The sequence below is a fragment of the Pseudomonas allokribbensis genome, assembly GCF_014863605.1.
Lineage (GTDB): Bacteria > Pseudomonadota > Gammaproteobacteria > Pseudomonadales > Pseudomonadaceae > Aquipseudomonas > Aquipseudomonas allokribbensis.
Genome location: NZ_CP062252.1, coordinates 4321036 through 4335723, shown reverse-complemented (window position 1 = coordinate 4335723; position 14688 = coordinate 4321036). Strand labels below are relative to the sequence as shown.

23 protein-coding genes and 1 pseudogene are annotated in these 14688 nt (G+C 46.8%); 23 read left to right on the top strand and 1 reads right to left on the bottom strand.

The window, feature by feature from the left end:
• Positions 1–18: 18 nt before the first annotated feature.
• The 22 genes and pseudogenes from IF199_RS19835 to IF199_RS19730 all read left to right on the top strand — a co-directional run bounded on the left by IF199_RS19835 (position 19) and on the right by IF199_RS19730 (position 12358).
• A complete protein-coding gene (locus IF199_RS19835) occupies positions 19–351 on the top strand; it encodes a hypothetical protein (protein WP_192558492.1) in 333 nt (110 codons plus the stop codon).
• Positions 352–418: 67 nt separating this feature from the next.
• Positions 419–682, top strand: coding sequence for a PAAR domain-containing protein (locus tag IF199_RS19830; RefSeq protein ID WP_192558491.1), 264 nt, complete (start codon positions 419–421; stop codon positions 680–682).
• Positions 683–1041: 359 nt separating this feature from the next.
• Positions 1042–1227: a hypothetical protein gene (locus tag IF199_RS30420; protein ID WP_244142406.1), complete on the top strand. Its 186-nt coding sequence runs from the start codon at positions 1042–1044 to the stop codon at positions 1225–1227.
• Between the two features lie 439 nt (positions 1228–1666).
• A complete protein-coding gene (locus IF199_RS19820) occupies positions 1667–2260 on the top strand; it encodes a DUF1963 domain-containing protein (protein WP_192558490.1) in 594 nt (197 codons plus the stop codon).
• Positions 2261–2431: 171 nt separating this feature from the next.
• Entirely contained in the window at positions 2432–3169 is a 738-nt protein-coding gene (locus IF199_RS19815) for a hypothetical protein (RefSeq protein ID WP_192558489.1), read from the top strand.
• A gap of 37 nt (positions 3170–3206) precedes the next feature.
• Positions 3207–3539 carry a hypothetical protein gene (locus IF199_RS19810; RefSeq protein WP_192558488.1) on the top strand — a complete coding sequence of 111 codons (333 nt, stop codon included), beginning with the start codon at positions 3207–3209 and terminating at the stop codon, positions 3537–3539.
• Between the two features lie 67 nt (positions 3540–3606).
• Positions 3607–3705 (top strand): annotated as a pseudogene (locus tag IF199_RS19805) (PAAR domain-containing protein); the annotation flags it as partial.
• A gap of 37 nt (positions 3706–3742) precedes the next feature.
• A complete protein-coding gene (locus IF199_RS19800; protein WP_192558487.1) occupies positions 3743–4111 on the top strand; it encodes a hypothetical protein in 369 nt (122 codons plus the stop codon).
• Positions 4112–4212: 101 nt separating this feature from the next.
• Positions 4213–4809, top strand: a complete 597-nt coding sequence (locus IF199_RS19795) for a hypothetical protein (RefSeq protein ID WP_192558486.1) — start codon at positions 4213–4215, stop codon at positions 4807–4809.
• 190 nt (positions 4810–4999) lie between these two features.
• Positions 5000–5461 carry a hypothetical protein gene (locus IF199_RS19790; protein ID WP_192558485.1) on the top strand — a complete coding sequence of 154 codons (462 nt, stop codon included), beginning with the start codon at positions 5000–5002 and terminating at the stop codon, positions 5459–5461.
• An 87-nt stretch (positions 5462–5548) separates the two neighbouring features.
• Positions 5549–5818, top strand: coding sequence for a hypothetical protein (locus IF199_RS19785; protein ID WP_192558484.1), 270 nt, complete (start codon positions 5549–5551; stop codon positions 5816–5818).
• 53 nt (positions 5819–5871) lie between these two features.
• Entirely contained in the window at positions 5872–6285 is a 414-nt protein-coding gene (locus IF199_RS19780) for a hypothetical protein (RefSeq protein ID WP_192558483.1), read from the top strand.
• Positions 6286–6729: 444 nt separating this feature from the next.
• Positions 6730–7080: a hypothetical protein gene (locus IF199_RS19775; RefSeq protein ID WP_192558482.1), complete on the top strand. Its 351-nt coding sequence runs from the start codon at positions 6730–6732 to the stop codon at positions 7078–7080.
• 106 nt (positions 7081–7186) lie between these two features.
• The gene (locus tag IF199_RS19770) at positions 7187–7681 is read left to right on the top strand and encodes a hypothetical protein (RefSeq protein ID WP_192558481.1); all 495 of its coding nucleotides are present in this window, start codon (positions 7187–7189) and stop codon (positions 7679–7681) included.
• Positions 7682–7808: 127 nt separating this feature from the next.
• Positions 7809–8354 (top strand): Imm15 family immunity protein, encoded by a 546-nt coding sequence (locus IF199_RS19765; protein ID WP_192558480.1) that lies wholly within the window; start codon positions 7809–7811, stop codon positions 8352–8354.
• A gap of 40 nt (positions 8355–8394) precedes the next feature.
• Positions 8395–9018 (top strand): hypothetical protein, encoded by a 624-nt coding sequence (locus IF199_RS19760; RefSeq protein WP_192558479.1) that lies wholly within the window; start codon positions 8395–8397, stop codon positions 9016–9018.
• A gap of 52 nt (positions 9019–9070) precedes the next feature.
• The gene (locus tag IF199_RS19755; RefSeq protein ID WP_192558478.1) at positions 9071–9736 is read left to right on the top strand and encodes a hypothetical protein; all 666 of its coding nucleotides are present in this window, start codon (positions 9071–9073) and stop codon (positions 9734–9736) included.
• 130 nt (positions 9737–9866) lie between these two features.
• Complete coding sequence (locus tag IF199_RS19750; RefSeq protein ID WP_192558477.1) at positions 9867–10298, top strand: DUF4265 domain-containing protein; 432 nt, start codon at positions 9867–9869, stop codon at positions 10296–10298.
• Positions 10299–10520: 222 nt separating this feature from the next.
• On the top strand, positions 10521–10775 hold the full coding sequence (locus IF199_RS19745) for an Imm32 family immunity protein (protein ID WP_192558476.1): 255 nt from the start codon (positions 10521–10523) through the stop codon (positions 10773–10775).
• Between the two features lie 85 nt (positions 10776–10860).
• Positions 10861–11292, top strand: a complete 432-nt coding sequence (locus tag IF199_RS19740) for a hypothetical protein (RefSeq protein WP_192558475.1) — start codon at positions 10861–10863, stop codon at positions 11290–11292.
• A gap of 86 nt (positions 11293–11378) precedes the next feature.
• Complete coding sequence (locus tag IF199_RS19735) at positions 11379–11849, top strand: hypothetical protein (protein WP_192558474.1); 471 nt, start codon at positions 11379–11381, stop codon at positions 11847–11849.
• A 71-nt stretch (positions 11850–11920) separates the two neighbouring features.
• Entirely contained in the window at positions 11921–12358 is a 438-nt protein-coding gene (locus tag IF199_RS19730; RefSeq protein ID WP_192558473.1) for an SUKH-3 domain-containing protein, read from the top strand.
• A gap of 182 nt (positions 12359–12540) precedes the next feature.
• Here the strand turns inward: IF199_RS19730 and IF199_RS19725 are convergent, their stop codons facing one another.
• Positions 12541–13689 carry an aldose epimerase family protein gene (locus IF199_RS19725; protein ID WP_192558472.1) on the bottom strand — a complete coding sequence of 383 codons (1149 nt, stop codon included), beginning with the start codon at positions 13687–13689 and terminating at the stop codon, positions 12541–12543.
• Between the two features lie 246 nt (positions 13690–13935).
• Between IF199_RS19725 and IF199_RS19720 the strand changes: the two genes are divergently transcribed.
• Complete coding sequence (locus tag IF199_RS19720) at positions 13936–14685, top strand: hypothetical protein (RefSeq protein WP_192558471.1); 750 nt, start codon at positions 13936–13938, stop codon at positions 14683–14685.
• Positions 14686–14688 lie beyond the last annotated feature (3 nt).

Genomic DNA, 14688 nt, shown 5'->3' with positions numbered 1-14688 from the left:
ACGGATTTATTTTTTGCAATGAGTTATGAATGCAAGCTGGTGTTCGACGACACCACTTCAGCCAGCAAAGTAATGAAGAAAGTAGAGGGCAGCGGCGCATGCGTTCGCGTGCAACAGCCTGGTGACCTCTACCTGAAAGATCAGTCGCTCAACAGCAGCGCTGATTATGACGCTCGATTAATCTATGAAAGTGAGAGCGTTCTGTGGCTTCAGGTCAATTTCAAGTCATTGAGCCTTTACCAAACCATGCTCTCGGCGTTGGGCGGCAGCGACTATAGATGTCTTGAGGATGGTGATGACGATGAAAAGGTGCCGCTCAAGGAAGCATTTCGCATCAAGGGTAATGTTTGAAGAGCGGTTGAAGGTCTGCATCGTGCGTCAGTGCAAATAGACAGGCCATGGTCAAAGGAGTGACAACATGAAAGACGCCATTCGCTTGGGCGACTCCACCACTCACGGTGGCAAGGTCCTCGAAGCGTTCTCCCGGACCGACCTCAACGGCAAGCCGATTGCCGGGGTCGGTCACAAGGTCAGTTGCCCGCTGTGCAAGGGGATTTTCCCGATTGCCGAGGGCAGCAGCATTTACACCGTGGACGGCACACCCATCGCACTGGACGGTATGAAAACCGCCTGCGGGGCGGCGCTGATTGCCAGCGGCCCGAAAGGCGCCGTGATCAGCTAAGTTTCTGAATTTCGATTAGGCATACTTCAATGTCGCGTATTTTACGTGTGAGAACCTTAACCACGATCACACCTGTCTCCCCCTTGAAAGTTGGTGAAGAAATTTAACTTGAAAGTTGTCGGTGGGGGCGGAGGAAATCATGATGTCAGAGTGTTTAAGCAAACTTTTCAATCTTTCTCCGAGAGATTTACAATCTCTACGCATCAAAGCTTTTACATGCTTATTGCGTAGCAAAATCTATTCGGCACGTGGCAGTCGATGAGTTGATAGTCCACCTTAATAGTTTTCCTGAAGGTCGTGACTTGGCTGAGTGGGAGAGAAAGGGTGCACTGTTGCCACTCAGTGGAAGGGGGGATGATATGCCTCAAGACCTTAACCAATCGATTCCATCTCAAGATATTGACGATTTTTGCCATGTTGTGGATAGCGCGGTCGAGGTCGGAATAGTAGATGTCTATGGAGCTCCAAGCGAGCTGCCGGTCAAACTCCTAGAAAAAATAACTTCAATTCTTCGCAAAAATGGCATCGATATTCCTCAGTTGTGATTAATGGAGTAATTGGGTCAGGTTTGTTTTTGTATAATTTTTGCACTATATAAATCTGTCACCTTTGTGCTCGATCGGGAAAGCTAACAGGGGAGATGAACTAGACGCTCATGAATTCGTTCGCAATGAAGCTTTGGAGCAGAGGTGACTGACTCCCGAGGAGGGGCGAAATAAAGCTAACCCCTCTATTGCGCTTCCTCGGGGCATGCATATGCATGTACAAATCAATGAGAATGTACTGGCAGTTCAGCATTTGAATGTAGGGCGTGACGAGTTTCAGCTTGGAGCAGATGGGCTACCTTCTAAGCGTCAAACGGATGTTTGGCAAGGAGCTTTAAGATCATCGGGTTTCCAGCTTCTCGAGCTAGGCAGCTCAGAAAACAAGCTAAAGGTTCCTTGGCAGGCTGTCCCTGCCCATGCAATTAAAGAGGAATAATCGATGTTCAATGAATTGGTTTTTTCGAATGGTAACCCTGACAAGATGTATCCATTTCTTGGCGGTAACCCTTACCTGCCTGAGTCGATCGCTTGGCCGACCGACTCGACTGGCGCACCTTTGTTACATTTAGCGAGTCTTTCGGCAGCGTTCATCAATCGCTACATTCCGCAAGTGCAAATAAGCGAAGAAATCATGATTTCGCTTTTTACACCTTACTCGGTATCCTCCGACTCCTACATCAACACGGCGATGAACGAAGGGGGCAAAGTTCTAGCGTACAGACCTTCCAATCGGCAAGTGGACGGTTATGGAAAACCAATTTTTCCCTCGCTATTAATTACTGCAATCGAAAATACAAGTGAAGATAGCGATGAAAATGGAGTCGCTAAGATTGCTGGCATTCCTGCATGGATTCAAGATGATGAGAGTCGAGATGACTTGACTTATGTTCTTCAGATCAACAACTCTCGGCTTAACAAAGCGGCGCCTAGCCATAAGAGTATTTTTGTGGGTGGTATGGGGTATCTGTTATTGAAGAGAAATATTGTCGATGAAGATTTGTTGGCGGGAGAGCTTGTAATTCAAGTCTCATGAAAGGATGATTTCTATTAATTTTAAATGACATCGGATTTATTGTTGTCGTTATTAGTTGATTAGACTGGTAAAGGGGGGCGGATTTGTTTTTTTGCATCATTTTTGCATTATATAAATCTGTCACCTTTAATGTTATTAATATGAGAATCAAAAGTCTAAAGGATGCCCACAATGAAAGCTGTAGTTGATGCCGGGTCCGTTCTTGCTTCGAAATCTGCAGGATTTCGCTTTGATAATTCATGCGACTCGATATGGTATCTGGCTACAGGCTATGATTATGGATTGATTTTTGATTGCTTGGCTCCCATTTTTTTTCGGCATAATATATATGCGGTGCTTGCTGCCGAGCTCGATTCCAGTAGCAGTATCGCGAAGAAGTTAGGCCAGCATAAAAGAGCATTTGGGAAGCTTGGCTTGGCCGCAGCGAACAAAAGAAGACACTTGGAATTAGACTTAGACATTGAGGGGAAACATCATTTCTGTGACCTCTCTGCCCTCTCTAGCGGCGAAGAAATAAAAACACTTTTGACTGCCATATACAAAGGATGGAATGCATTAATATTTTTATCAGAGATAGAGCTGAATGAAAGTGATAAAAAAGAAATCCTCGGTGTAATCTCTGAGATGTATAGAACCTCAGGAACAGATTTCTCTGAGGTCTCCTCATTAAAGTTATTTCATAAAATAATGGCAATGCTATTTTCAAAAAAGTGTACTGTCGTCATGCTAGGTGAAGATCTCTCTGATACTCGAGCAATACTAATCTCAGGCCATCCGGAACAGATAATCGATTTTTCAGAGCTCGCAAACACTTTGGTTCGAACCGACTCCAATCGGACTCCAACACCGTTAACACGGAATTTCACAATAAAAACCCCTTTCGCGAGAAGGCGTATGTTTGAGATGTAAATAACAATCGAATAAAGGGGGCGGATTTATTTTTGCAATGAGTTATGAATGCAAGCTGGTGTTCGACGACACCACATCAGCCAGCAAAGTAATGAAGAAAGTAGAGGGCAGCGGCGCATGCGTTCGCGTGCAACAGCCTGGTGACTTCTACCTGAAAGATCAGTCGCTCAACAGCAGCGCTGATTATGACGCTCGATTGATGTATGAAAGTGAAAGCGTTCTGTGGCTTCAGGTCAATTTCAAGTCATTGAGCCTTTACCAAACCATGCTCTCGGCGTTGGGCGGCAGCGACTATAGATGTCTTGAGGATGGTGATGACGATAAAAAGGTGCCGCTCAAGGAAGCATTTCGCATCAAGGGCAATGTTTGAAGAGCGGTTGAAGGTCTGCATCGTGCGTCAGTGCAAATAGACAGGCCATGCTCAAAGGAGTGACAACATGAAAGACGCCATTCGCTTGGGCGACTCCACCACTCACGGTGGCAAGGTCCTTGAAGCGTTCTCCCGGACCGACCTCAACGGCAAGCCGATTGCCGGCCAACACCGCAACACATTCCAAGAGACGGATTCGATAAATGAGTATACCCACTAAGCAGCAAGCCTATGCCAAGACCAAGTTGCTCGTAGAGGCTATTGATCGGCGTGACCCGCCGACCCTAGAAAGTGATTTTGGAATATCCAACGTGGTTGCTGTTGAGATTTACGAATCTATCGATGATTACTTCGACAAAGGAACCAAGATATCCATTGCACCTCAAGGAAAAGCTTTTGATGCAAGCGCACAGCACCGTCCTTTCATTGATACATATGAAACTAACGGCAAAGCACTTGGATTAGAATGTGTCCTTTTTGCCAATGGCGAACCCAGCGAAGCGATTCTTTATCTTGAGGTTTTCGAAGGTAATGGACAATTATTGGTTTATTATAAATACATAGGTTCCTGATAGCTGAAGCTTCGTAGGCCAGACGTCTGCGCATGCGCGCTGGTCAATATATAAACTCGCTTAACTGCTGCTGTGATCAATAAGTTAGCGGAGAGATACAGATGTTTAATGAATTGGCTTTTACCCAAGAGCCGCCTACGACAGCTGATGCCTATGCAGGTGGAGGAGTCTATCTGCCGAGTGATGTGGTTTGGCCTCAATCGACAGATGGACAGCCACTTACACATTTTATCTCTTTTCCCGGTGCATGGTTTTCCGATGCGCTAGTAGATGAAACTTATTGGGTCTCGGTATTTATACCGTACCTATCGGGAGAGGTTGGGCATTACAGAAAACTAAGAGTCATCAATGGGGTGTCCAAAGCCGTTGTTATAGGGTATTTCCGATCAAGCGAAGAGCGGAATGAAGCGTCTAATAAAATACTGGATTGCGGAAGAATCCTGCTTTTGTCGAATCCCGATTCTGATGATGATGAAAATTTGGCGTCTAAACTCGATGGTGTAGATGCTTGGTTGCAGGCACCTATATCATCAAGTATAGGGCGCAGACGGCTGTCTATTTATGGTGGGGACTTAGATATTTCTCTCCCCAATAACAAAGGCATACTATCTGATGGTATGGGCTATCTTTTCCTGGATGATGAATTTTCAGGGAAAAAAGGAACCGGGTGCGGTAGTTTTTTTCTCCAGCTAGGTTAGTCGAACGGTTCTTTAAAGCAGCCATGACGGGGGGCAGCCGTTACTGTGCCAAGAGTTAGCGAGACTTGTTGGGGGCGGATTTGTTTTTGCATGATTTTTGTACATATATAAATATGTCACCTTTAACATAATTCTGTAAGTCATGTAAACGAGCCATGGGTAAGCTAGGAATGGAAGATGGAGCCATACAATGATTGATAGTATAGAAGTTAAAGAGTTTGATGATCTGGAAGAACAGTTGCTTGATGCGAATGTTTCTTATGGGGAGATGACGTGTGAGTACGCTAGTTATCTAATGGGCCTTATCCAAAGTGGTGAATTAAAAACCATTGCTGCCAGCAAGTTGGAAAAGTTGGTGCCGTTCCTGGAAGAGGCTATCTTGCGCGAGCGTATCGAAAGTGATGAGGTACTTCGAAAGAGGCTCACGGTCGATCTTTGGAGAATGGAGCAGCGAAGTTGTAAGGAAGATGAAGATTTCGCAAATTTCATCCGAGGTGTGCTCTATTGCTATGGGACAGAGGAAGTTTGGGAAGAGGAGGGGGATGGTCCAACCCCTATCTATCTTTACTTTTTGATTCTGAAAAAAATATTGCCAGGGCTGAGGAAAGATTTTATTAGTAGTTTTAATCGATTCCTTGAGGGGCGCAGCTAATTCGCCCTCTGTTGTTTTGCCGGGCTCAGATAAAAATTAATAATTGGGACGGGTTTATTTTTTGCAATGAGTTATGAATGCAAGTTGGTGTTCGACGACGACGACACCACCTCCGCCAGCAAAGTAATGAAGGAAGTAGAGGGCAGCGGCGCATGCGTTCGCGTGCAACAGCCTGGTGACCTTTACCTGAAAGATCAGTCGCTCAACAGTCGCGCTAATTATGACGCTCGATTGATCTATGAAAGTGGAGTAAAAAGTACTCTGCCCCCTTTGAAATTAAGAATGAGTAAGCATGGTCGTCCTCAGTTGCGCAACGGTAAAGAGAAGTCTTTTTACAAAGAAGGGTGCTGCAAATGAATATAGACTCTTATAGAAGAGAAATTTTTTATAGAAAGTCTCAGGGGAAAAGAATGCTGAGCCAATATCAAGTAAAGATAGAGTCTCTTTTAAAGCTGCCTTTTGATGAGTTGCTGCTTTTAAGTTTGGCGGAAACAGATAATATAATTGCAGAGCTGATGACGATGCGCGAAATTTCTTGCGTGCGCGACGAGTGTTCATTATCTACTGAAGCGTTTAATTTTGTCCTGTCGGTAATCGAGGATCGAAAATACTACTTGCTGATAGATGAAGATTGGAAGTGCTGCGGGGCATACATGGTCGAAAGCGGTGCTTCTCTCTGCGCGAGTTTCGATTTTGACGAAGCCACAAGCGACGAGATTAGATTGATCAGTACTGACCTTTCCACGCAAATCTCTATTGATTTCAGTGAGACTTGCGGCGAGAAAGTTTTTGAATGCTGTGTAAAAACATATCAGCAATTTTAAATAGCTAGTCGGCATTAAAAATACAAATTCATCTGGGGCTGGCTACATTTTTAAAAATTGTTTAAGCGGAGTCTGTGCATACCAGACTCCACGGTTTCAGGCCATATGGTTGGAATGGAAAAAATTTGTCTGGGAAAGCAATCTGGTGCAAACCGATAGCGTGCCAGAGCGCGCAGTTCACTACATTTTCGAGCCCCGCACCTTTCTTCCGGTCGCTCAGGTGGTTCGGTATGCCCCATTAATCTCCTTGATCAGACAGATTACGGTAGCAACTACAATCTTGATGAAGATCCGTTGTTAAATCACAAGATCACGGCAGCACCGTTCGATGCATTGGCGTGGTACCAGATGCGCACATCAGTCAGACGTTCATGGTAAAAGACAAAAAAGTGAGCGTGTTGATATCGAAGTGATAATTGGTAAAGTTTCTGTGGAGTAGAAAAAGTGTTCAATGATTATCTGGATAATAAAGATTGCTATCTCGAGTTGGAGCGGAGTTTTTATAATTATTTTCGATTGAAGGTTCAGGCGAGTCAAGTTGCTGTAGAGGCTTTTAAAGTGCCTTATTACAATACTTATTTTTCAAATGGCTTGCCGTTTATGGACGGTAATCCAATTTTTTCGGCGAAAAATGAAGTCAATGGACAGGTCCTCAGAGTTGTATTAGCTGAGAATGTTCATGAGCTTTGTTCATATCGCGATAAGGAAACAGGGTGTGAGTTGGTTGTAATCGGAAATCTAGCCTTGCTGGAAGAAATAAAGAAAAAAATTTCCGTTTGGATCAGCACTCAATAGCTTTCGGGAGTCGGAGTTGCTTGCTGTCGTCAGCTGAGAAGACGCACTTCGATATTTTAGAATGATGGGGTAATTGCACAGCAAGGTACGGACCTAGTGCGTAAGCATGATGCAGACGTTTATGGGGGGGATGACAGGGAAATACAAAGGTCCGCCAGGTAAAGTAATACCAATGAAAAAACATGACGTGCCGAAAGTCTTGAGGTTGGAGCAAATGATTAACAGTGCTGATGATTTTAAGTGTTATGCGGAAAGCAAAAATGAGACAGAGAATGCAAGGATAAATGAAGCTGCGACAGAGGAAGTATGGCTAGAGGTTGTCTCGAAGTACCCCGAGCTTTCACGGCTGGTTGTTGCGAATGGATCGATTTCTACTGATGTGCTCGAGAGGCTCTCACTAAGCGACGACGTTGATGTTCGCTGGGATGTTGCAATGAAGAGGCGTATCAATAGAAGCACTTTTGAGAGACTGGCAACTGATAAGTCTGTAGTGGTTAGACATAGAATTGCATGCAACCCGAAGGTGCCAGAAGATTTACTGATTCTACTTGCTGAAGATGAAAATGAAATGATCGCCGAGGCCGCAAAAAAAAGACTCTAAAAAGAATTTCCAGCTGGCGAAATAGTAGGCCAAGAGAATCTCTCGGTGGAATAATTGGGGGCATTTTTCATTTTTTTTCATTTTATAAATCTGTCACCTTTTACGAGCATCTTTAGCGGCGTTTAGAATGAGATTTAAAGATCTTTACAGTAAAATAATTAGCAAGGAACCGTATAATGATATGGATATTTTCTTTGCGAACTATGAGAATTTTGAAGAGATTCCGCTTGTATCCAGATATAGCCGCTTAAAATGCTTGGAAGAGGAGATGAGCAGCGACGGGGTTTCTGATTTTCTAACTGGGTTTGCTGCGTTTCTTTTGAGTACTTTGAGATTGTTGGATGCGTCAAGAGGCAATGATGTTTTTTTTGCAATTACTTTTACAGATTTTGAAGGGGGAGAAGAGCAGGGTGTCCTCGTGCCTAATATATTTATTTATCCAAAACCTGCCTCGGTAGGTTTTTTGGAAAAGATAAGAGAAAGCCATAGCGGACTTGCGTCGCAGGAGATTAAAGAAATTAAAAGACATTTTTCTAACTGCGGACTAGAAACCGCATTTGACTTTTATGAAAGCAGGTTTCATGACGCAGCTTGCGGTGAAGAAATTGTAAGAGTCTTTGCTGTTTTTAAAGATCATAACTCTCCCCCTATTCATACGAAGAACAAAAATTGAGAGAAGAAAGTGTTCACATGCCGGGGAGGAATATAACGTGGTGAATTACAGGATTTTATATTGGAGAGAGCGGTTTTGTGATTTTAGAAAGTCCTCCAGTCAGCGTGTCAACGGAATTCCTGCCAAAAAAAATGATGACTTTGCGTTGGTGAGTTCTGTTGATAGAGAAGGCGCTGTCGGATTTGATAGAGCTCCCCAGGGGCGTGTCGCGATCAATGCTCTGATTTCCAGTTGTTATTTTATTTATATTGATGGGAGACTGCAGCCGCCATCGAGTAGGAAGTTGGGTTATATGCCGCTGTTTATCTTTAGAGATAAAGATAAACAGTTCAAGAAGGCAGTGAGTGCTCATGGTGAGTATGAAAAGAATTATAAAAAATACAAAGTTTTATCAAGGCATCGAGAGGCCGAAAGGCCTGTCCCAACAATCCTGACTAAGTTTCTTTTTGATGGCGAACTGCCAATGGATAAAGAAGTATATGAGTTCTTGATCGGCGCGTGTCATTATGTGGCGGTCGCCAAGATCTCAGGTGAATATGGATTTGGTGCGTTTGATGTTTTCTCAGATGATTTAGAGTTCTTTTTTGATGAGTTTCGCTTGTTTGCAGGTGACGCAGCGGAGTGGGTAGCGGTTGAGAAAGCTTCTGACTTGATAGTTTTTTGATGGTGCTAAAGCGTATGGATGGTAAACGTGAACCCGGATTGCTATCGTCCTGTTGAATGCCATCAAGGACGTTGCCAGTAGCGGCGCATTGAGCAAAGAGTTTATGATTTCTACGACGTTTTACGAGTTATTTGATTCTTTCATGGGAGGAGCGCGAGATCTTCACCCCCAAAAAATGGGTGTGGACAGCTTTTCCAGATCAGAACTTGTGGGAAATAGCTACGAGCTAGTGGGGGATGCATCAGATTTTCATTTTTATGAAAAGGCATACGATGTGCCATATCATAATCGTAAAGTGATAATTGTATTTAAGTATTATTTCAACGGTGAAGTTAGCCTTGGGGCAGGCCTTTCTGTAGGCGACGGAGTGAGGCTTACAGCGCTTCTGAAAAAACTACTGATGGCTGTAAGCCGACAAAACTTAGACGATTTACAGTTGAGTTTCTTTTTCTCGGACGACAGACGTGAGGGAGCTGTCATCTTTGATGATCGGCTGGTCGTGCGTTTTGATCAGTGGGGAGCGCGAAACGCTTATATGGTTTCGACATTTGAGTGTGATTTTGTTGAGAGTGAGCTGTTTGGGGCTATAGCCAAGAATGCAGTTAAAGATTCCTTGGAATCAGTCAGTCAGAGTGTTATGAAAGTAGAAGTCGAGGCCGCTGATAAGCCAAGTGCTTATCTTCGTCTGGTTAAAATTCTACAGAAGTATTTTTGGTAGTTTCCAGCGCGCATTCAGATGATCTTCGGGTCCGGTGCTTGGCCTATGACAGCGGTCATTTTTAGCATTTCGCCTTAACGAACATGAACTAATGGATTACGAATGCGACGACATGCATCAAGGATCTTAAGTGGAAAAGGTTTTTTTTAGATTGGCGGTAACGGATGACTATCCACCTGTCTCTAGCGAAAGCGTCTGGGCAGAGCGATTGGCTTCCGGTGCATTCATTGTGAGGAACATTCCGTTCTACTCGAAGGATGCTTGTCTTGATGACGAGGTGCTAGTCAAGCCAGGTGCCGACGGTGAGCATTATTTTGAGCGGGTTATCACGAGCAGTGGTAACAGCACAATCAGGATCGTTTTTTTTGATGCGGGAAAAGCACACGTATCGGCTGTCTTGGGTTCACTGGTCAACATTGGATGCACGTGGGAAGGCATGAGCAAACGCTTCTTTTCTGTGAATATTCCGGCTAACGTTCCCCTTGGTGAAATGATAGAAAAATTGGCCGATGGTGAGGAAAAGGGGTGGCTGGATTACGAATATGGGCTACTCCGTCAGTAAAGATTCTCAACTGTTCAAGCAACGGAATAGGAGACTGTATTTAAGGGCTGAATACTCTGTGGAAAATACGAATCCAGAGGTTCATGCTCACGGTCACTTCAAGACAAGGAAGGCTGAAATTTTAGTTAGCAAGGGAAGGGGCTCAGAGTGATATTGCGCGGGGTAGCGTCTCTGAATTCACGCGGAAAGAAAAGGACTGCCTTCGGGATCAAGATTAAATCTATGGAAAAATTAACTAAATTCACTGTGCACGGAACCGATATCGGGAGTGGTGAAAGTGTCCAGCTTGATGAGGTTTCGATTCATGCGGATCCACAAACGATTAGAGAGCTTGGTGTTTTTCTAATTAATGCGTCATATGAAATGTCAGCGAATGGCCTTGAACATATGCACCTTCAAGATGTGGTCAAGGACTTCGACCATGAAGCGAATGTGGACTTCATAGCACTGAATAGCTGTTTGGTGGAAGTTGTATAAGCATGAGAGTCAGTCGTAAAGTTGTCAACTTTAACGACTGTAAGTTCTCTAGCCAAAAGAGTGATGAGTTTAAGGTCGGCTTCGCATGAATCAAATTGATTTTAAGAGATATAATGTTGGCGCGATTGTTCGGCCGGCTGACAATTCCGAGGCGCTTAAGCAGCAGGTTGGATTTTTGATAAAGGTTTTGGATGCATTGGATATTACATTTTCTGACTGTGAGAATGATCCTCTGCTTCTTGCTAAAGACTATGTGGACGGGAGGATCCCAATCGAAAGCTGTAAGGTCGAAGCTTCTGTTTGGTGGGACAAAATCGATGAGGACGGAGCAATACGAAACTTGCAAGATAGGGAAGTGTTGCTGGCGAGACTAGCTATTTGCCTGCTGTCAAATGATGAAGATGATATTTCTGTAATGGGAGATAATCTTTCGTGGTTTTTTGAATTGTTGGGTTTTTTGAAAGTGGACATGAAAACACCTATTAAGATGATGATTGAATACTTTGAATTTAAATGATATTTGACATCGGTAGGTTGAGGGGCTGAAGGTGGCGAATCAAGAGGGTCGTGGAGTTAATGATTTCGAAACACTTGGAGTCCACCATGATTAGTCATGAGCAAATTGTTAATTTTTCAGATCTGTTGAGTAAAGGTAAAGCTGAAGCCGATGCAACTCGGAACATAATGAAGTTCATGTGCGCGGGCGTCGGTATGGTTCTTCAGGGCGAAGAAGTGTCCCCTGTTGTCAACGGTGCGTTTACAGCTGCGCACAGATACTGGTTTGAGAGGGGAGAAAATAAAAAAGAGGTGAATGCTGCCAGGGTCAAATGTTGGGATTTTCTGGAGACGAAGGGGCGCGATGTCGATATTGAAGATAACGAGGACGCTGCCATAAGAGCCTTATTTTGCGTTATGTATCCTGACAGAGTTTCCGATGAAGATTTTGTGCAGGAGTCTTTTGAGTGGTTTTTCGAGATGATCAACAGGATTGGCGATTTCAGTCGGGCGTTCGAACAGCTAGCCACAAAAGCAGCTCTTGATGGTGAGTCGAACTCAAGAGGGCCGAAGCGCTGAAATAGCCAGACGGGCGTCTTTTTAAAACGCACGTTGTTGTTACCAACACTGATTGTGACCGGATGCTGAACATGCCCCCGCTGATCGAACTCCCCGAAAGCCTGCGTCCACTGTTTCTCGCCGCAGGCTGGCCCACTACCAGCACCGAACCACTGCCGGGTTTCGTCCCACCCGAACACCCGGCCGCGGCCTTTCTCAAGCAACTCGCCGGGCTGCGGGTGGGCACCTGCGGCGCAGGTGAGGAATGCGCTACCAGTGATGTCGCATTCGGCACCTTTGAACATCTGCATGGGAGCGAAGAATTCCTTGAGTGGCAGCAACGCCTGGGCAGTACCTTGGTGAGCATCGCCGAAGTCCAGCACGGCCACGGCGCGCTGTTGATGGACGAGCGGGGTCGCTGCTACGTCTTGAGCCTTATCCATGACGCACTTTGGATGCAGGGACGTGACTTCATTCAGGCCATGGAAACCCTGATTTTCGGGCGCAAGGCCAGTGAGTGGAGCGAGTGATTCCTGTCCCCCGGACTTGTTGAGTGTAAAGAGTTCGTCTGTCTGTTCGTGCTGATACGATTTTGAGTGGGCAGCAGGCTAGCCCTGGGGTTCAAAAAGCAAAAAGATCGCAGCCCACAGCAACCTTACATCAGGATTAATTTTCCCCTGTAGACGCTGTCGCAGCCTGCGATCTTTTGCTTTTACTTCGCAGAAAACTTCAACACCACGCTCTGGGTGTAGGCCTGACCGGGATCCAGACGGGTGCTCGGAAAGTTCGGCTGGTTCGGTGAGTCCGGATAGTGCTGAGTCTCCAGGGTGAACGCGCCCCAGTGCGGATAGACCTTGCCGCCCTTGCCCTTGACCGTGCCGTCGAGGAAGTTGCTGGTGTAGAACTGCACGCCCGGTTCATTGGTGAACAGCTGCAATTGGCGACCGGATTGCGGGTCGCTGACTTCGGCGGCGAGTTTGCTTGCGTCCCCTTTGGTGTCTAGCGCCCAGTTGAAATCGAAGCCGCCGTGTTTCGGTTCGGCGAATTTCAATTGCGGGTGATCGGCCTTGATGTGCTGGCCGATGGCGGTGGGCTTGGTGAAGTCCATCGGCGTGCCGGCCACGGGGGCCAGTTCGCCGGTCGGGATCAGTTTGGCGGTGACCGGGGTGTAATGGCTGGCGTGCAGGGTGGCGACCTGTTTGAGGATGTCGCCGTTGCCGGCACCGGCGAGGTTGAAGTAGCTGTGGTTGGTCAGGTTGAGCACTGTCGGTTTGTCGGTGCTGGCCTTGTAGTCGATGCGCAGTTCGTTGCTGTCGGTGAGGCGGTAGGTGACTTCGGTGGTGAGGTTGCCGGGGAAACCCATTTCGCCATCCGCCGACAGGTAGGTCAGGGTCACGCCGACCGAATCCTGGTCCTTGGTTTCCTTCGCCTTCCAGACTTTTTTGTCGAAGCCCTGAGTGCCGCCGTGCAAGGTATTGGTTTTGTCGTTCTGCGGCACCTGGTAGCGTTTGCCATCGAGCTCGAACGCGCCATCGGCCAGACGATTGCCGAAGCGGCCGATGGTCGCGCCGAAGTACGCGGTGCCTTTCTGGTAACCCTGCACATCGTCGAAGCCGAGGACGATGTCGTCGAGCTTGCCGTGTTTATCCGGCACCAGCAGCGCCTGCAAGGTTGCGCCGTAGGTGATGACCGTGGCTTGCATGCCGTGGCTGTTGCGCAGGATGTATTGCTCGACGGGCGTGCCGTCATTGGTTTTGCCGAACGCTTTGTGTTCGCTGGTCAGGCCGGCGGCCTGGGCGGAGAGGGTGGCGATCATCAGGGACAGTCCGAGGCCGCAGAGTGAGTGTCGGGATTGAAGCATGGTTGACCTTCCATTTTGTTGTTGTTTTGAAAATCGTTAAATAGTCATGCTAATTATCGTGTTAATGAAAATTTATAGCGGATTAAACGTTTATTGCAAAAATAAAGTCCGACTAAATTGAAGAGGCAACCAGCGCCGAAGGTCGGGAAATCGCTGCGGCACTGCACTTTTGCGAAATCCCCGGCTCTATCCATGGCCAGGTTGCGGTGACTCCCGCCGCACAGGAATGTGTCCTTCAAAGAATTCATGTCGAGAGTTTTTCGCCCAATCGCTGCTTTCATTCATCGCCCGTGCCTGTTACTGGCCTGCCTGTCGACGCTGTTGCTCGGTGGTTGCAGCCATCAGGACGGCAACAATTTCATCAACCAGATGCGCGAGGGCAGGCCTCAGGAATTTCTCCAGACCAGCGTCGACCGCATGGCCACGCTGGCGATGCGTGACAACCTCGACAGCCTTTATCGTTTGATGGGCAAGTTGTACCTGCGCAACCCGGACGAGCTGCGCAAATCCGGCTTCCTCGACGTCCGCACGGCGGTCAAGCAGGTGCGGCTGGCGATCGAACAGCAGCAACCGTTGCCGACGCTGGGCGGCAAGAAGGATCTGGCAGCGCTGAGCTACGCCATGAGCCCGGAGTTTCTCGGTGATCGGGTCGGCGCGTTCATCTATGCGATCGGCAGCATGCTGGTCACCGCCCACGGCAACCGCACCGAGTTCTACATGACCGACGAGATCAACCCGACCTTCGTCAACAACGCTGCGCGCAACATTGAGAAGGCCACGTGGATCCTCGCCCAGCGGCAGAACAAGGAGGGTCAGCCGTTGCTGTTTTCCAACGAGATTTCGGAGGAGGGCAGCAATCTGAGTTTCGCCACGGAGTTCGGCAAAGTCGTGGCGCGTCTGGACTTGCTGACCCAGATGCTCGACGAGCGCTACCGGCGCATCGGCTTGAATTACGCCCAGAGCCTGCTGTTTTTGAATTTTTTGCCAGTGCAGTAAAAG